The following is a 16,862-nucleotide window of genomic DNA, read 5'->3' on the forward strand; positions in this document are numbered from 1 at the left end:
CCACCTTATCTGATGAACAAAGCAAGCGCACACGCCTACGACAGTTCCAGCATCCAGGTCCTCAAGGGCCTGGAGGCAGTCCGCAAACGCCCCGGCATGTACATCGGTGACACTGATGACGGCACCGGCCTGCACCACATGGTGTTCGAGGTGGTGGACAACGCCATCGACGAAGCCCTGGCCGGCTACTGCAAGAACATCGTCGTCACCCTCCACGGCGACGGTTCGGTGTCGGTGGAGGACGACGGCCGCGGCATCCCGGTGGACATCCTGGAGGAGGAAGGCCGGCCGGCGGCGGAAGTGATCATGACGGTGCTTCACGCCGGTGGCAAGTTCGACGACAACGCCTACAAGGTCTCCGGTGGCCTGCACGGCGTCGGGGTGTCGGTGGTCAACGCCCTGTCGGAAGAGCTGATCCTGGAGATCAAGCGCGACGGCAAGCATTACCGCCACGTCTACCGCATGGGCGACCCGGTCACCCCCCTGGAGGTAATCGGCAAATCCAGGCATACCGGCACCAAGGTGCGTTTCAGGCCCAGCCCGGAGATCTTCAGCGACACCGAATTCCACTACGACATCCTCGCCAAGCGCCTGCGGGAACTGTCTTTCCTCAACTCCGGCGTGCGCATCGTCCTGCGCGACGAACGCACCGACCGCGAGGACGTGTTCCAGTTCGAGGGCGGCATCAAGGCCTTCGTCGAGCACCTGGCCCGCAACAAGACCCCCTTGTTCGACAAGGTGTTCTACTGCCAGGGGGAACGCGACGGCATCGGCGTGGAGGCGGCCATGGTGTGGACCGACAGCTACCAGGAGAACGTCTTCTGCTACACCAACAACATCCCCCAGAAGGACGGTGGCACCCACCTGGCCGGTTTCCGCGGCGCCCTGACCCGGACTCTCAATCAGTACATGGAATCCCAGGGACTGCTGAAGAAGCACAAGATCCACCCGGAAGGGTCTGACATCCGCGAGGGGCTGACCGCGGTGCTGTCGGTCAAGGTGCCGGACCCCAAGTTCTCCTCCCAGACCAAGGAGAAGCTGGTGTCCTCGGAGGTCAAGCCGGTGGTGGAATCCATCGTCGCCGAGAAGTTCCAGGAGTTCCTGCTGGAGAACCCCCAGGCGGCCAAGGCCATCGTCGGCAAGATCATCGACGCCGCCCGCGCCCGCGAGGCGGCGCGCAAGGCCCGGGAGATGACCCGGCGCAAGAGCGCCCTCGATATGGGCGGCCTGCCCGGCAAACTGGCCGACTGCCAGGAGAAGGATCCGGCCCATTCTGAACTGTTCATCGTCGAGGGGGATTCCGCCGGCGGCAGCGCCAAGCAGGGCCGCGACCGCCGCACCCAGGCGATCCTGCCACTGAAAGGCAAGATCCTCAACGTGGAGCGGGCCCGCTTCGACAAGATGCTGTCGTCGGACGAGATCGCCACCCTCATCACCGCCCTCGGCTGCGGCATCGGCCAGGAGGACTACGATCCGGACAAGCTCCGTTACCACCGCATCATCGTCATGACCGACGCCGACGTGGACGGCGCCCACATCCGCACCCTGCTTCTGACCTTCTTCTATCGTCAGATGCCGGAGTTGATCGAACGCGGCCACGTGTACATCGCCCAGCCGCCGCTGTACAAGGTCAAGAAGGGCAAGCAGGAGCACTACGTCAAGGACGACGACGAGCTGAACGAATACCTGCTGCAGCAGGCGCTGGACAAGGCCGTCCTGCTGCCTGACGCGACCACCCTGCCGATCCGCGGCGCCGGCCTGGAACGGCTGGTGCGCGACTGGCTGGCGGCGGCCGATGCGATCCGCCGCCACAGCATCCATTACGACGAGGCTTTCCTCGAGGCCCTGGTGGAACTGCCGGCGTTCGAGGACCACCTGCTGGCCGACGCGACCGCCTGCCGGCACTGGTTCGAAGCCTTAGAGGCCCATCTCAACCGCGACCCCACCAAGCCCACCCGCTACCACATCGCCGTGGAATTCCTCGAGGACAACGGTGCCGCCTTCAAGGCGACCGTCACCAAGCGCCTGTACGGGGTTTCCAAAAGCTTCGAAGTCACGCCGTCGTTCTTCCAGTCGGCCGACTATCACAAGCTGGCCGGATTCGGTACGGAAACCCGTGGCCTGTTCGGCGGGGACACTGTGCTGCAGCTGGGAGAAAAACGTATCGGCGTGCGCGACTTCAAGCAGGTGTTCGAGGCCTTGATGGCCGACGCCCGCAGGGGTCAGCAGATCCAACGCTACAAGGGGCTTGGGGAGATGAACCCGGAGCAGCTGTGGGAAACCACCATGGACCCGGACAGCCGCCGTCTGCTCCAAGTCACCATCGAGGACGCGGTGGCCGCCGACGAGGTCTTCTCCACCCTGATGGGCGACCACGTGGAACCGCGGCGGCGCTTCATCGAGGATAACGCCCTGGCCGTCGAAAATCTGGACGTGTAGGCCAATGCTGCCCTACCCCCGCATCGATCCGGTCGCCGTCCAGCTGGGACCGCTCAAGGTCCACTGGTACGGTTTGATGTACGTCTTCGGCCTGCTGGGCGCCTGGTGGCTGGCTCGGTGGCGGGGGCCGCGGTTCGGCTGGCGCAAGGAGGAGATCGACGATCTGGTCTATTACGCCGCCTTCGGGGTGGTGCTGGGCGGGCGCACCGGCTACATGCTGTTCTACAACCTGCCGACCCTGCTCCACGATCCGCTGAGTTTCTTCCGGGTCTGGGAAGGCGGGATGTCCTTCCACGGCGGCCTGCTTGGGGTGCTTGCGGCCGTGGCGCTGTTCGCCCGCAAGTACGGCCGCGCCTTCTGGGAGGTGACCGACTTCATCGCCCCCTTCGTTCCCATCGGGTTGTTCTTCGGCCGCATCGGCAATTTCATCAACGGCGAACTGTGGGGCAAGGTCAGCGATGTCCCCTGGTCCATGGTATTCCCTACCGGCGGCCCGCTGCCACGCCATCCTTCCCAGCTCTACGAAGCCTCGCTCGAAGGGATCGCCCTGTTCGCGATCCTGTGGTGGTACTCCGCCAAACCCCGGCCGAGGATGGCGGTTTCCGGCCTGTTTCTGCTGGGCTACGGCGTTTTCCGTTTTCTGGTGGAGTTCATCCGCGAGCCCGACGCCCACATCGGCTATCTGGCCTTCGGCTGGGTGACCATGGGCCAGGTGCTGTCGCTGCCGATGATCGTGGCCGGAACCTTGCTGCTGTGGTGGGCCCATCGCCGGGAGAACGCCCATGCGCCCTTATCTTGATCTTCTCCGGGACATCCTCGAGCACGGGACTCCCAAGGACGACCGCACCGGCACCGGCACTCTCAGCGTGTTCGGCCGCCAGCTGCGCTTCGACCTGACAACGGGCTTCCCTCTCCTGACCACCAAGAAACTGCACTGGCCTTCCATCGTCCACGAGCTGCTGTGGTTCCTGTCCGGCAGCACCAACATCCGCTATCTGCACGACCACAAGGTCACCATCTGGGACGAATGGGCAGACGACGACGGCGAGCTGGGACCGGTCTACGGCAAGCAGTGGCGCGCCTGGGAGACGCCGGACGGCCGCACCATCGACCAGCTCGCCGAGGTGGTAGCGACGATCCGCCGCGATCCCGACTCCCGCCGCCTGCTGGTGAGCGCCTGGAACGTGGCTGACATAGGACGCATGGCGCTGCCGCCGTGCCACTACAGCTTCCAGTTCTACGTCGCCGCAGGGAAGCTCTCGTGCCTGTTCAACATGCGTTCGGTGGACGTGTTTCTGGGCCTGCCCTTCAACATCGCCAGCTACGCCCTGCTGACCCACATGGTGGCCCAGCAATGCGACCTGGCGCCGGGGGAGCTGATCTGGAGCGGCGGCGACGTCCACCTCTACCGCAACCACCTCGAGCAAGCCCGGCTGCAGCTGGGCCGCCAGCCTTACCCGCCGCCCCGGCTGGAGATCCTGCGCCGGCCGCCAAGCCTGTTCGCTTACCGCTTCGAGGACTTCCGCCTCCACGACTATCGGGCCCATCCCCACATCAAGGCGCCGGTGGCGGTATGAGGGGGCCGAGCCGTATCAGCCTCATCGTCGCCATGGCCCGGGGGCGGGTCATCGGCCACCGGGGGCAGATGCCCTGGCACCTGTCCGAGGATCTCAGGCGCTTCCGCCGCATCACCTGGGGCAAGCCTATCCTGATGGGGCGGCGCACCTTCGAGGCCATCGGCCGCCCCCTGCCGGGACGGCTCAACATCGTGCTGTCGCACTCGCCGGACTTCCGTCCCAACGGCTGCCGGGTGGCGAGCTCTCTGGAAGCAGCGCTGGCACTGGCTGAAGACCAGGAACTGATGGTCATCGGCGGCAGCCACGTCTACCGCCATCTGCTGCCGCAGGCGGATCTGCTCTATCTCACCCTGATCGACGCCGATTTCCCCGGCGATACCTTCTTCCCTCCGTGGGATGCGGAACAGTGGCAGGAAATCGAACGGGAGGAACGGGCGGCAGGGGCCGCTTTCCCACACCCTTACCGCTTCGTAACCCTGCGGCGGATCAGCCCGGCTTGCGGTAGCAGGGACAGTCGATACTGATCCGGTACATCTCCCCGTCCAGACGCAGCGCGGTCAGCTGCCCGCCCCAGAGGCAGCCGGTGTCGATACCGTAGCATCCCCGCTCGGCCACGAAGCCCAGGGTGGACCAGTGGCCGAAGATGATCTCCTGCCCCTCGCTGCGCCGCCCCGGCACCTGGAACCAGGGCAGCAGCCCCTGCGGCTGGCTTCCCGGCGGCCCGGAGAATCTGAGCGCCAGGCGCCCTTCGCGGTCGCAATAACGCAGCCGGGTGAAGCAGTTGACGATGAAACGCAGCCGCTCCCAGCCCTGCAAATCCTCGGACCACCTATCCGGTTGGTCGCCGTACATGTGCTTGAGAAATTCCCCCAGCCGGTCGCTCTGGAGCACCGACTCCGCCTCCCGGGCGCAGCGCCTGGCGGTGTCGATGTCCCACTGGGGCGGCAGGCCGGCGTGGATCAGACAGAAACGTTGGTCGCAGTGGAACAGCGGCCGGTGGCGGAGCCAGTCGAGCAGCGCGTCCCGGTCGTCCGCTTCGAGCACGTCGGCCAGATCCTGGCGGTGCTTGTAATCCTGGCCGTGGGCCACCGCCAAGAGATGCAGGTCGTGATTGCCGAGGACGGTCACCGCCCGGTCCCCCAGGGCCTTGATGAAACGCAGAGTCTCCAGCGAATGGGGTCCGCGGTTGACCAGATCGCCGGTGAACCAGAGCAAGTCCGCCGCCGGATCGAAATTGATCTTGTCCAGCAGCTGCTGCAACTCGAAGAAGCAACCCTGAATGTCCCCGATCGCGTAATGCGCCATGGGTAATGAGACTCCGAAAGGGTTCGATGGAAAGGGCGCCACTTTGTACCCCAGCGGGAGGGAGATTGCAAGTTGGGCGTTGAATCCACTTGGCACCCGTCCATTGGCGCTGCCGGGTACTGGAAAAGGTCTACCGGGCCATTGACAGACCCTTCGGCAGAAGCGGCAGATCAATCCGCGGAGAATTTGCGAAACTGCCAACGGCTTCAAAGTTTTCCCACCGACGGCGGCCTATGCTTGTTCCCGAAAGCAAGCGATCAGGAGAAAAAACCATGACCACCTTCATCAAGGAAAAACTGGAACTGAGCCTCATCGGCTTTGCCACCCTGGTGTACAGCGCCGGCTTCATGGCCATCGCCTCCATCGGCTATCTGCTCGACGAGATCCGGCATCTGCTGACCGCGCCGCCGGAACCGCAAAGGCACTGAGCTTCCATCCAACATCCTCTCCTTGAAGCCGGCGTCTGCCGGATTTCTTTTATGCAGCTATACTGATTCCCAGGCACCATCCATCGGGAATCGACCGCCATGCGTCTGCTGTACCTCGTACTGCTATTGTCTTTCAGCCTTGCCTGCCGGGCCGAACCGGCGGCGGAACTGTTCTCCGCCGCCGCCCGGGGGCGGATCAGCCAGGTGGAATCATTGCTGCGTCAGGGGGTCGCGGTGGACAGCCGGACCGCAACCGGACGCACACCGTTGATGATCGCCGCGTATTTCGGCAACGAGCGCGTCGTCCGCCTGCTGCTGGGTTACGGCGCCGACGTCAATGCCGCCGACAACCGCGGGGTGACGCCGCTGATGGAGGCGGTGGCCGGCGGCTGGCCCAGGGTGGTCCGGTGGCTGCTGGCCGCCGGCGCCGATGTCGGGGCCAAGGACCAAGGCGGCCTGACCGCCCTCGACCGCGCCCGCCAGAAAGGCCGCGCCGATCTCGTCCAACTGCTACAGGGCGACGAGAACAAAGACAAAAAAGCGGCCGACGGCGGGACGGCTGACAAAGCCGCCCAACAAGCCCAACAGAAAGACGGCGGCGGCAAAAAGGAGGGCGACAAGAAACAGGAAGCCGCCCCAAAAGCCGACGCCGCGAAACAGAAGGCGGAGGAAAAATCCGGTTGAATCCGGTACCATAGCCGCCCATGCACATCCACATCCTCGGCATCTGCGGTACCTTCATGGGCGGGCTGGCCCTGCTGGCCCGTGAACTGGGGCTGAGCGTCAGCGGTTCGGACCAGAACGTCTACCCCCCCATGAGCACCCAACTGGAGGAGGCGGGCATCCGCCTTTCGCCCTACGATCCCGCCAACTTGCACCCTCGTCCCGATCAGGTGATCGTCGGCAACGCCCTGTCGCGGGGCAATCCGGAGGTGGAAGCGGTGCTGAACCAGTGCCTGCCCTACACTTCCGGCCCTCAGTGGCTGGCCGAGACGATATTGCAATCGCGGCGGGTGATCGGCATCGCCGGCACTCACGGCAAGACCACCACGACCGCCATGGTGGCCTGGATTCTGGAAGCCGCAGGTTTAGCGCCCGGTTTCCTGATCGGCGGCGTCCCCAAGAATTTCGGCCGCTCGGCCCGTCTGGGCAGCGGCGAATGGTTCGTCATCGAGGCCGACGAATACGACACCGCCTTTTTCGACAAGCGCTCCAAGTTCGTCCATTACCGGCCCTGGATCGCCGTGCTCAACAATCTGGAATACGATCACGCCGACATCTTCCCCGACCTGGCGGCGATCCAGACCCAGTTCCACCACTTGGTCCGCACCGTACCCGGCCAGGGACGGCTACTGGTCGCTTCCGGTGACAAGAATCTGGAGGCGGTACTGGCCCGGGGTTGCTGGAGCCCGGTGGAACGCTTCGGGATTCAGGCCGGAGACTGGCAGGCGCAGCTGCAGCGCGAAGACGGCAGCCGTTTCCGGGTGAGCCGCCGGGGAGAGGCGCTGGGCGAGGTCGCTTGGGAACTGAGCGGCCGCCACAACGTCGCCAACGCTCTGGGGGCCATCGCCGCCGCCGCCCACGCCGGCGTTCCGGCATCCGACGCCATTGAGGCCCTGGGAAGTTTTGCCGGTGTCAAACGCCGTCTCGAGCTGCGCGGCGAGGCCGCCGGCGTGCGGATCTACGACGACTTCGCCCACCACCCGACGGCAATCGCCGCCACCCTGGAGGGACTGCGGGCCCGCATCGGCAATGACCGGCTGGTGGCGATCCTGGAGCCGCGCTCCAACACCATGCGCATGGGCGTCCACAACGAACAACTGGGACCGTCTCTGGCCGCGGCCGACGTGGTCTATCTCCATACGCCACCCGACCTGGGCTGGGATCCCCGCCCCCTGACCCGAACGCATCCCAATCTGCAGTGCTTCGAGAACCTGGAGGCATTGCTGAATCACCTGCTTGCCGAAAGACGCCCCGGCGACCACTGGATTTTCATGAGCAACAGCGGCTTCGGCAATATCCATCAGCGCGCCCTGGAAAGGCTGCAGGAAATGTTTCACGTGGAACATCCCTAGACCGAAACCTAAGCGATGTTCCACGTGGAACATCGCCGCGGCAAGCTGCCACGGAGAGAAATGTTCCACGTGAAACAAAAGGGGGCGCTCGGCGCCCCCTTTTGTTCCGCACTGAGGGGCAGACTTATTCTGCCCGCTGCGGCTTGGACACTTCGGTGCGGAAGCCGCCCACCGCCTTGCGCAGCTTGGCCATCATCTGGTTCAGACGTTCACCCCACTTCTGACGCTTGACCTGTTTTTCCAGATCTTCGATCTGCTTGTACAGGGGCTTGTAGTCCTTGTCGATGTCACCGTAACCCAGCGCCTGGGCGACGCGCAGCTGGTATTTGGCGTTTTCCAGATAGCGCAGGATTTCGTCCCCCTTCGGCTGCTTGGCGTGGGCCAGTTCGTCCGCCTTGCGCAGCATCGCCTCGGCCCGCAGGACCGGAATCGGGATCACCGACTCGGTGATCACCAGGGTGTTGAGCGCTTCGATCAGGGTTTCCTTGGCCTCCTTGATCTTGCCCTGGTCGATCAGCGGGGCCACCTTTTTGATGATGTCCGGATACAGCGCCAACGGCAGATTGGTGGTGGTGATGCGGATTTCGCTGGCCAGCGGCGTGAGCAAAGCGCGGGCGTCCTGCACCTTGCCGTCGTCCAGCAGATCCTTGGCCTCGTCGACGACTTTCCTGATCGCCTTCAGGTCTCCCTCGAAATCGATGATGATCGCCTCGCTGTCGACGGGAATCAGCCCCAGTTCCGGACGGCGGGCGATGAGCAACGACAGTTTGCCGTTGGCGATTTCCAGATGGGCCAGGGCTTCCTTGCTTTTGCCGGCTTCCAAGGCGGCCAGAGCGGCATTTGTGGCCAGCACCGCCTCGGCGGCTTCCTTGACCACCGCCTCCTCGCCGCGGCTGATCGCCTTCTGTTGTTCCGCACGCACCTGCGGCTGGACCTCCTGGCGGGTGGCCTGATGGTCCTTGCCCGCCGCCTGTGCCGGCGCGGTTGCGATCAGAAACAGGGACAGTCCTGCCAGATGCCAAAACGTTTTCATACGCATTACAATCCTCCTATTGATGGTTTCAGGTCAGTGAAAGTCATTTGAACGCGGCCAACAGTTTGTCGACCTTTTCCGCGATGTCGATTTCGAACAGCGCGATCGTCGGGACCAGCCAGGACAGCCGGAAGCGGGCGTCCCTGTCCTTGTTTTCGCCGAAGTACGCGAGCGCCACCCGGCCGAAGCCCATTTCCTTCTCCACTTTCTTGGCCTCGCGCAGGAAACGCCGCGGGACGTTCGGCAGCTGTTCGAAGGAAACCGGCTTGCCTTCCTGCCCCCGCTGCTTGGCCAGTTCCGTCGCCGCCCCTACGCTGCGGATGGCCTCGGCCACCTGAGACAGGCGCTGCTTCTTGCAGTAGGCCATCAGCAGGGAAGCGGCCGGCAGCCGTAGAATCTCGATGTTCTCGTCTCCCTCGCGCAACTGCCCGATCAGCATGGCAGTTCCCTCCGCCATAGCGATATGGGCATACAACTTCTTGTTCTTGGGAAGCTCCGTCAGAATCTCCTCCACCTCGAAGCGGCTGCCGCCTTCCTCGTACACGTCCTGAGCGCGATGCCGATCGACGGCGCCGGTGAAGAAAGTCGTTTCACCATTGCGGCGGCCGGCGATCAGATCCAGCCCCCAACGTTTGAGCGACTTGAACCGGAATTCCCGCTCCTTCTCCGGCTGTCCCAGGGTTTCGAAGACCAGGGTGTTGAGCGCAATCAGTTCGCGCAGTTCTTGTGGCGTCATGATCTCAGGCTCCCAGCTTGCGCTTTTCCAGCGCGATCGCAACCAGCATGGCGCCGTTCATTACCAGCTCGATGGCGATCAGCAGCCCCAGCACCCAAAGCGCCGTCCACGGCATTCCCATCATGATGATGGTCGCCATCAGGATGTCGGCGATACCGACGGCCGCCAGAGTCCCCCAGGGCTGGCCCTGCTTGCGCCGTTCCACGGCGACATAGACACGATAGACACCCATCGCCAGGAAGACGCCGGCGAGCATCGCCGTCAGCACGAAGGAACCGGCGATCGGGTTGAACACCGTCAGCAGACCGCCGATGATGTAGAAAACGGCGCTCAAGGTGTGCATCGCCTTGCCCTTCCAGTCCTGGATTTCCTTGCCAAAAAGGGCGTGAGCCAGCTGCATACAGCCGCTGACCAGCATGAAGGCCCCGAAGAACACCACCGTGGTGATGGTCAGGGTGAAACTCATCCCCATACCGATCACCCCGAGGACCATCATCACGATCCCCAGTGCCAGCATGGTCTTCCAGGATTTGGGCAGGTCCTCCAGATTCGTGGACGTTTCAGCATTCATCGCATTTGCCTCTTTTGTTGATTGTTAACGACGTTTTCTGCCGTGCCTGGGATATATGGGGGAAAATGCTTGGAAATCAACGGGACGAGGCTTTATGATGATGAAAAACAACCAAACGGAGGGTGAGCCGTGATCAGACTGGTTTTGCTGGTTCCCGAGGTCGAGACGGCTAAAAAGATTGTCGCCGACCTGCTGCTGGCGGGCCTGGACAAAGACGAAATCCACATCATCGCCAAAGAGGGGGTCCCGCTCGACGGCCTGCCCGAGGCGGGCCTGACGGAAAAGACGGACCTGATCCCCGCCATGAAAAGGGGGCTTGCGGCCGGTTCCGCCACCGGCCTGCTGGCGGGCCTGGCGGCGGTACTGCTGCCGACGGGCCTGGTCGCCGCCGGCGGTGCCGTGATTCTTGCCGCCACCCTGGCGGGGGCGGCCATCGGCGCCTGGTCGGCAGCGCTGGTGGGCGTTTCGATCCCCAGCGAGGAAGTGCGCAAGTACGAGCAGGCCATCGAGCAGGGGCAGCTGCTCATTCTCATCGACATTCCCAAGTCCCGCGCTCAGGAGATCTGCGAGATCATCCGCAGGCATCATCCCGAGGCGGACATCAGGGAGGCCGAATACATCCCACCGCCACTGCCGGAATTTCCCGACGAATGAGCCGCTCATGAGAACGCCCCCGGTCCGGGGGCGTTCTCGTATCAGCCGCCGAAATCGTCGAAGAAGATATTGTCGCGCTCGACTCCCAGCTCATCCAGCATCTTTAAGACCGCCTTGAGCATCGGAGGCGGGCCGCAAAGGTAGTAATCGCATTCCTCCGGCGCCGGATGATCCTTGAGATACTGGTCGTAGAGCACCTGGTGGATGAAGCCGGTCGGCCCCTGCCAGTCATCCTCCGGGCCCGGTTCCGACAGGGCCACCTGCCAGCGGAAATTGTCGTGCTCGCGCGCCAGGCGCTCGAATTCCTCGGCGTAGAACAGCTCCCGCAAGCTGCAGGCGCCGTACCAGATCGAGATTTTTCGTGACGTCCGGACCCGCTCGAGCTGATCGACGATCATCGAGCGCAACGGCGCCATGCCGGCCCCACCGCCTACGAAGATCATTTCGGTATCGCGCTCGCGCACGTAGAACTCTCCGAACGGGCCGGTCAGCTTCACTTTGTCGCCCGGCTTGAGAGAAAACACGTAAGAGGAGACCCGCCCCGGCGGCGCATCCGGTTTGTCCCGCGGCGGCAGCTGCAGGCGGACGTTGAGACGGACCCGGTTGCCCTCGGCCGGGGCGTTGGCCATGGAATAGGCCCGGCTGGTGGGCTTGTCGATCGTCACCTGATAACGCCACCAGTCGAAGCGGTCCCAGTCCTCACGAAAGCGGGGATCAATATCGAAATCCGCGAAACGGATCCTCGCCCTCGGCGCTTCCAGGAGAATGAACTGGCCGGCGCGGAAACGCAGAGGCGGCTGGGGCAGCTCGATGACCGGCTCTTTGAGCAGCGGCGTCAGGTTGCGGTTGGAAACCACCGTGCCGATCCAGGTGTGGGAGCCCAGCACCTCCGGCGGCACCTTAACTTTCAAGGGGCGTTTGACCGGAATCTGACAGCTCAGCCGCCACCCTTCCTTGAGGAGGCGTGCGGGCAGCCTGGCGCGCTCGGTCGGCAACACCGGCCCCGCCCCCTCGACGATCAGACGGCACTGGCCACAGGTCCCCTGCCCGCCGCAGGCCGAAGGGATGTGGATGCCGTGCTCCACCAAGGCCCACATCAGCTTGGTCCCGGCAGGCACCTTGAGGGTCAGTTCGTCGTTGACCACCACCGGAACCTCCCCCTCTGGGGCCAACCAGAGCTTCGCCAGCAATACCAGCAGGCTCAGCACCAGCACCAGGCCCACGAAAACGCCGACACCCAGCAGGATAAGATCCCCCTTCTGCGCCCATACCTCGGCGGACTGGGCCAACCACGCCTGCAACCATTCGCGCGTCATCGCTCACCCTCCCGACGCAGACGGGCCAGATAGGGACCATACCCCTCCGGCCCCAGCCAATACCGCACCAGACGGTCCACCGCCCGGGTCGTCAGCGTCGCCCCGCTCAAGCCGTTAACCTGATACGCTGCAGTCGACGATCCCGGCGGGATCGAGCCCTTGGCCACGCGGATTAGCACATTCCCGCGTTCATCGTAGGCCAGTTTGCCGCGCCACAGCGCCTGCCAGCGGGGATTGGCGATTTCGCCGCCCAGTCCCGGCGTTTCCTTCTGTTCGAAAAACGTGATGCCGGCGATGTGACGCAGGTCATTCTCCAGCGCCAGATAGCCGTACAGGGTGGACCACAGCCCCTTGCCGACGAGCAGCAGCGCCACCCGCCCCGCGGCCGGGCCATGACCTTTGACGACGTAGAGCGGCATCAGCCTGGGTCTGCGCCGGAGGCCGATGCGTTCCGGCGGAATCGGCCCGCCATAACGGGGATCGCGGGCGGCCTTGTCGAAATCGAACGCATCGGGCTGCAGATGGCGCGGCAACCCCTGAAGCGGCACCGGCTCGGCACGGTGCAGGTCGATCAGGCGCGCATCGATCGCTTCACGGTAGGCGCTGAGCGGTTCGGCCGCCTCGATGCCGACGACCGCCAGGATATGACGAATCCGCTCCAGACGCAGATTCCTCTCCTGCCGCTCCGCCAGCAGCACCGCCGCCGCGGTGACCATGAACGAACACACCAGCGCGACGCTCAGCACCACCGTTAAGGCACCCAGAACCTTACGCATGACGTCCCACCCCTGTGTTGGTGTCGCCACAATATGCGGGCCGGGAGGGTGGATTGCAAGGGCAGGCAAGAAAGCAAAAAGGCCGGCATACGGCCGACCTTAGATTTTCGGGGAGGATTGGAGCCGGTGAGCGGAATCGAACCGCTGACCTACTGATTACGAATCAGTTGCTCTACCGACTGAGCTACACCGGCTGCTAAGAGGGGAGATTATACGACCAATCTGGAAAAATTTGAATCAGTCGGCAGGGTTCTTCTCCAGCCAGGATTGCAGGGCCTTGACGATGTTTCTGGCCTGGTCGCGGCTGGAGATGTTGAACTTGGAACGCTGCTGGTACTGGCCGTCGCGTTTCTGATAGCGGCGGATGGTGTATTTTTCCGGACCGTATTCGCCTTTGCGGGCGTCCCATTCCTGATAGCGGAACAGGATGGTGGTCCAGGCGCCCTTGGAGAGGATGACCTTGTCCAGTTCCTTGACGGTCTGGAGGTCGCCTTCGTAGTAGTTGACGGTCAGTTCTTCGGGTTTTTCGGCCATGCTCAGTCCCGGGTCAGTAATTTGTCGAAGTCGCGCAGCAGGCGGAGGAGACGCCCGGTTTCGATCCCTGAACCGGCGAACCATTCCTCGGCCATGGGGGCGATGCCGCATTGGCCGGGCAGCGGGCCGCCGGCTTCGATCAGGGGTTTCATGCGCTCCAGAAACACGAACTGCAGCCACTGGGGAAAGGATAGCGTATCGCAGCAAAAGGGCAACGCACTGGCGAGCGCCTCGTCGCTGGGACGGGCATCCTCCCACAATCCCAAGCGGCGCAGCTCCGCCTCCAGTTCCAGCAGCAGATCGGCGGCACGATTAAGACGCTCGGGATCGCTCATGGGCCGATGAAATTGCCGAAGCCGCGGCTGCCTTCGCCCGTGGGGATGGTCTTCAGAGGTTTCAGATCGTGCATGTCGAGGACCGACACCGAATTGCTGAACCAGTTGACCACATACACCCGCCGGTCGTCCGGATGGGTATCGATGCCTTCCGGGTATTCCCCCACCGCCAGGGTGTCGATGACCTTGAGGGTGTCGGCATCGATGACCGACACGGTGTCATCGTACTGATTGGTCACCACCACCCGGCTGCCGCCCTGGGCCAGGGTGATGGCGTAGGGGCGGTCCCCTACCTTGATGGTGGCGAGGGGCTTGAGGGTTTCGGCATCGAGCACGCTGACATCGTTGCTGATCACGTTGGCGGTATAGAGACGGCCGCGTTTCTCGTCGAGGGCGATGCCGAAGGGATGAACGCCAACCTTGCCGCTGGCGAGGGTTTTGAAGGTCCGGGTATCGACCAGCGCGACCGCATCGTCGTCACGGTTGGCGACATAGAGGCGTTTGCCGTCGCGGCTCACCGCCATGCCGGCCGGGGACTTGCCCACCGCCACCTTGGCGATGACCTTGCGCCGCTCGAGATCGATGACGCTGACGCGGTGCTCGTACCAGTCGGCCACGTAACCGCGCCGGCCTGCCGCATCCACGGCCAAGCCGACCGGCCCTTCCCCCACCGGGATCGCACCCAGCACCTCCAGGCGCTCGCCGTCGATCACGGTCACGTCCCGGCTCTCCGGATTGGTGACCAGCACCCGGCGGCCGTCGCGGCTGACCGCCACGCCGGCCGGTTTCTTCCCCACCTTGAGGGTCTTGACGACCCGATCGGTGGCGGTGTCGATCACCGAGACGCTGTCGGCGCCCTGGTTGGTGATGAAGGCATAGGGCCCGGCGCTGACGGCATCAAAAAAGAAGGCGGCTGACGCCGCCAAAATCAGGGTGGATAGCAATGGAGAACGGAGCATGTCGCGTTACTGGCTTTCGGCGATCTGTTTCAGATGATCGAGTCCCTGACGGTAGAATTCGGTCACGGCCTTGATGGCGGCCTCCTCATTCATTTCCGGCGGCGGGTTGTTGTTCATGTAGGCCCGGTAGAAGGCGCCGCGCCAGACCACTTTGGTCTTGCCGTCGGCCTCTTTGACCTCGAAGATGCTGGAATAGTTCGCCACCGGAATGACCGGCACCTTCACCTCGGCGCCGGACCAGGTGATGGTCTTGGCGGTGCTGATTTCCTCGTCCGGGGTGCAGCCGCAGAAGGTCTTGTACATCCGCTTCTTGGGATCGTACTTCTTCAGTTCCTCGACCATCCAGCCGCCGCCCGCCAAAGTCACTTTGCGCTTGGCGCCCTTCTTGGTGCCGTCGCCTTCCAGGGTGCAGGCCTTGACCTGCGGGTGCCATTTCTCGAGGCTGCAGAAATCCTTGACGATCTCCCAGACCTTGGCCGCCGGGGCGTCGATCACGACTTCTTCGGCCACTTTCTGCCGGCTCGGACCGTGGGCCTCGGTGCTGACGGCCCACACCAGGGCCAGCAGGGAAAACAGGGGGATGAGTTTACGCATCAGATCCTCCAACGATAGGGTTGCAAGATTCGACCAAAACCGTAAATCATGACAGCGTTTTCTCCAGAAGGCAACGGCCGGCAGCCGGGAGAATCTCCCGGGCGTACTCCTCAAGCGCCTCCAGTATCGCCGCATCGCCCTGAACCGCCTCTGAACGCAGGCGCGCCAGTTCCCGCCAGAAATCCTCCCACACGATCGAGGCCCCCCGTTCCGGGCGCGTCAGGCGCTCGAGACGGAAGCGCTCCCAACGCGCCTGCTCCTCGGCCGACAGGGTTTCGGGCCAGTTGCGGGCCCGGAAGCGGAACAGCAGCTCCGGCAGGCGGGGGTCGTCGAAATCCGCTTCGAAATGACGCAACTGTTCAGGGTCGAGGCGATGCACCCGGGCCATCAGCGCCCGGTCCCTGTCGCTGAAGAAGCCGCCACGGTAGAGCGCCAGATCCGGGTCCAAGGGCGCCGCCTCCGCCTCGGGCCATTGCAGCAGTTCCGGCAGCAACTCCTCGACCGCCCGCCGGTGGCGACGCAACCAGGCCAGATGGCGCTCGCAGACGGCCAGATCGATCCCCAGCCGCTCGGCGTCTTGCGGCCGCAGCGCCTTGGGCGGTACCAGTACCGGACAGCGGTTCAGGCGCACGGTCTTGAGCGCCGGCCGGGTCTCGTCCGCCGCCAGTTCCCCCGAGGGCGTGTAAAGCAGCCGCCGCAGCTGCGCTGTCTCCAATTCCAGCAGCATGGCCGGATCAAGGCTCAGATCCCAGACCGCCACCCCGTTGGGATTGCCCGGGTCCCACCCCAGGGGGGCGACCAGCGCCAGGCAGCCGCGGCGGGCGGGGTACTTCTCCGACACGTGCAGCAGCGGCTTCAGCGTCTCCAGATCGATCAACTGCCGCACCGCGTCCTTGCGGCGATGGTCGAAGCAATAGGCGTAGAGCCTGGGCTGGCGCGCGCGGACCAGCCGGGCCAGGGCGATGGTGGCACGCACGTCGGCCAGGGCGTCGTGGGCCTCGGCATGGGCGATGCCGTTGGCGGCGGTCAGCTGATCGAGGCGGAAGCTGGGTGCCCCGTCCTCCCGCTCGGGCCAGACGATCCCTTCCGGACGCAGGGCGTAGGCGAGGCGGACCACGTCGATCAGATCCCAGCGGGAATTGCCGCCCCGCCATTCCCGGGCATAGGGATCGTAGAGGTTGCGGTAGAGGGTGTGACGGGTGACCTCGTCGTCGAAGCGGATGTTGTTGTAACCGGCCACGCAGGTTTCCGGCCGGGAGAACTCGGCGTTGATGCGGGCGATGAATTCGTCCTCGCACACACCCTTCTCCCGCGCCAGCTGCGGGGTGATGCCGGTCACCAGACAGGCGGCCGGCTGGGGCAGGAAATCGGGTGCCGGGCGGCAGTACAGCACCAGCGGCTCACCGACGGGCTCGAGGTCCTCGTCGGTGCGGATGCCGGCGAACTGGGCCGGGCGGTCGCGCACCGGATCGGCGCCGAAGGTTTCGTAGTCGTACCAGTACAGACTCGGGGGCATGACGCGGGATACAG

At 64.2% G+C, this 16,862-nt stretch carries 19 protein-coding genes and 1 tRNA gene; 8 read left to right on the forward strand and 12 right to left on the reverse strand.

Annotation, left to right across the window (positions count from 1 at the left end; all coding sequences use genetic code 11):
• Positions 1-12: 12 nt before the first annotated feature.
• Genes gyrB through MCIT9_RS03000 form a run of 4 tightly spaced genes read left to right on the forward strand, consistent with a single transcriptional unit; the run spans position 13 to position 4,540 of the window.
• Complete coding sequence (gyrB, locus tag MCIT9_RS02985; RefSeq protein WP_317705943.1) at positions 13-2,439, forward strand: DNA topoisomerase (ATP-hydrolyzing) subunit B; 2,427 nt, start codon at positions 13-15, stop codon at positions 2,437-2,439.
• A 4-nt stretch (positions 2,440-2,443) separates the two neighbouring features.
• Positions 2,444-3,238 (forward strand): prolipoprotein diacylglyceryl transferase, encoded by a 795-nt coding sequence (gene lgt / locus MCIT9_RS02990; protein ID WP_317705944.1) that lies wholly within the window; start codon positions 2,444-2,446, stop codon positions 3,236-3,238.
• Positions 3,222-4,016, forward strand: a complete 795-nt coding sequence (gene thyA, locus MCIT9_RS02995; protein WP_317705945.1) for a thymidylate synthase — start codon at positions 3,222-3,224, stop codon at positions 4,014-4,016. Before lgt ends, thyA begins: the two co-directional genes overlap by 17 nt.
• Positions 4,013-4,540: a dihydrofolate reductase gene (locus MCIT9_RS03000; protein ID WP_317705946.1), complete on the forward strand. Its 528-nt coding sequence runs from the start codon at positions 4,013-4,015 to the stop codon at positions 4,538-4,540. The genes thyA and MCIT9_RS03000 overlap by 4 nt, the downstream gene beginning before the upstream one ends.
• Here MCIT9_RS03000 and MCIT9_RS03005 read toward each other — a convergent pair.
• Positions 4,503-5,321 carry a symmetrical bis(5'-nucleosyl)-tetraphosphatase gene (locus MCIT9_RS03005; RefSeq protein ID WP_317705947.1) on the reverse strand — a complete coding sequence of 273 codons (819 nt, stop codon included), beginning with the start codon at positions 5,319-5,321 and terminating at the stop codon, positions 4,503-4,505. The genes MCIT9_RS03000 and MCIT9_RS03005 overlap by 38 nt on opposite strands.
• Before the next feature lie 272 nt (positions 5,322-5,593).
• Between MCIT9_RS03005 and MCIT9_RS03010 the strand changes: the two genes are divergently transcribed.
• From MCIT9_RS03010 to mpl, 3 genes are all read left to right on the forward strand, one after another.
• Positions 5,594-5,749 (forward strand): hypothetical protein, encoded by a 156-nt coding sequence (locus MCIT9_RS03010; RefSeq protein WP_317705948.1) that lies wholly within the window; start codon positions 5,594-5,596, stop codon positions 5,747-5,749.
• A 99-nt stretch (positions 5,750-5,848) separates the two neighbouring features.
• On the forward strand, positions 5,849-6,433 hold the full coding sequence (locus MCIT9_RS03015) for an ankyrin repeat domain-containing protein (RefSeq protein ID WP_317705949.1): 585 nt from the start codon (positions 5,849-5,851) through the stop codon (positions 6,431-6,433).
• Positions 6,434-6,453: 20 nt separating this feature from the next.
• Positions 6,454-7,824 (forward strand): UDP-N-acetylmuramate:L-alanyl-gamma-D-glutamyl-meso-diaminopimelate ligase, encoded by a 1,371-nt coding sequence (gene mpl, locus MCIT9_RS03020; RefSeq protein ID WP_317705950.1) that lies wholly within the window; start codon positions 6,454-6,456, stop codon positions 7,822-7,824.
• Between the two features lie 124 nt (positions 7,825-7,948).
• Here mpl and MCIT9_RS03025 read toward each other — a convergent pair whose 3' ends face one another.
• The 3 genes from MCIT9_RS03025 to MCIT9_RS03035 are packed head-to-tail and all read right to left on the reverse strand — an operon-like array spanning position 7,949 to position 10,164.
• Positions 7,949-8,857 (reverse strand): YfdX family protein, encoded by a 909-nt coding sequence (locus MCIT9_RS03025; protein WP_317705951.1) that lies wholly within the window; start codon positions 8,855-8,857, stop codon positions 7,949-7,951.
• 43 nt (positions 8,858-8,900) lie between these two features.
• Positions 8,901-9,593: a TIGR00703 family protein gene (locus MCIT9_RS03030; RefSeq protein ID WP_317705952.1), complete on the reverse strand. Its 693-nt coding sequence runs from the start codon at positions 9,591-9,593 to the stop codon at positions 8,901-8,903.
• Between the two features lie 4 nt (positions 9,594-9,597).
• Entirely contained in the window at positions 9,598-10,164 is a 567-nt protein-coding gene (locus MCIT9_RS03035) for an HdeD family acid-resistance protein (RefSeq protein ID WP_317705953.1), read from the reverse strand.
• A 129-nt stretch (positions 10,165-10,293) separates the two neighbouring features.
• On the opposite strand from MCIT9_RS03035, the gene MCIT9_RS03040 reads away from it, so the two are divergent.
• Positions 10,294-10,818, forward strand: a complete 525-nt coding sequence (locus MCIT9_RS03040; protein WP_317705954.1) for a DUF1269 domain-containing protein — start codon at positions 10,294-10,296, stop codon at positions 10,816-10,818.
• Positions 10,819-10,859: 41 nt separating this feature from the next.
• Here MCIT9_RS03040 and nqrF read toward each other — a convergent pair whose 3' ends face one another.
• The 8 genes from nqrF to sbcB form a co-directional block, all read right to left on the reverse strand.
• Entirely contained in the window at positions 10,860-12,134 is a 1,275-nt protein-coding gene (gene nqrF / locus MCIT9_RS03045) for an NADH:ubiquinone reductase (Na(+)-transporting) subunit F (RefSeq protein WP_317705955.1), read from the reverse strand.
• On the reverse strand, positions 12,131-12,910 hold the full coding sequence (gene nqrC, locus MCIT9_RS03050) for an NADH:ubiquinone reductase (Na(+)-transporting) subunit C (protein WP_317705956.1): 780 nt from the start codon (positions 12,908-12,910) through the stop codon (positions 12,131-12,133). Before nqrC ends, nqrF begins: the two co-directional genes overlap by 4 nt.
• Before the next feature lie 118 nt (positions 12,911-13,028).
• Positions 13,029-13,104 (reverse strand) — tRNA-Thr (locus MCIT9_RS03055).
• 43 nt (positions 13,105-13,147) lie between these two features.
• Positions 13,148-13,444 carry a hypothetical protein gene (locus tag MCIT9_RS03060; protein ID WP_317705957.1) on the reverse strand — a complete coding sequence of 99 codons (297 nt, stop codon included), beginning with the start codon at positions 13,442-13,444 and terminating at the stop codon, positions 13,148-13,150.
• Positions 13,445-13,446: 2 nt separating this feature from the next.
• Positions 13,447-13,779, reverse strand: coding sequence for a YqcC family protein (locus tag MCIT9_RS03065; RefSeq protein ID WP_317705958.1), 333 nt, complete (start codon positions 13,777-13,779; stop codon positions 13,447-13,449).
• Complete coding sequence (locus tag MCIT9_RS03070) at positions 13,776-14,738, reverse strand: YVTN family beta-propeller repeat protein (protein ID WP_340681278.1); 963 nt, start codon at positions 14,736-14,738, stop codon at positions 13,776-13,778. Before MCIT9_RS03070 ends, MCIT9_RS03065 begins: the two co-directional genes overlap by 4 nt.
• 6 nt (positions 14,739-14,744) lie before the next feature.
• Entirely contained in the window at positions 14,745-15,332 is a 588-nt protein-coding gene (locus MCIT9_RS03075; RefSeq protein ID WP_317705960.1) for an SRPBCC family protein, read from the reverse strand.
• A gap of 46 nt (positions 15,333-15,378) precedes the next feature.
• Positions 15,379-16,848 (reverse strand): exodeoxyribonuclease I, encoded by a 1,470-nt coding sequence (gene sbcB / locus MCIT9_RS03080; RefSeq protein WP_317705961.1) that lies wholly within the window; start codon positions 16,846-16,848, stop codon positions 15,379-15,381.
• Positions 16,849-16,862 lie beyond the last annotated feature (14 nt).

Source organism: Methylomarinovum caldicuralii (assembly GCF_033126985.1).
GTDB lineage: Bacteria > Pseudomonadota > Gammaproteobacteria > Methylococcales > Methylothermaceae > Methylohalobius > Methylohalobius caldicuralii.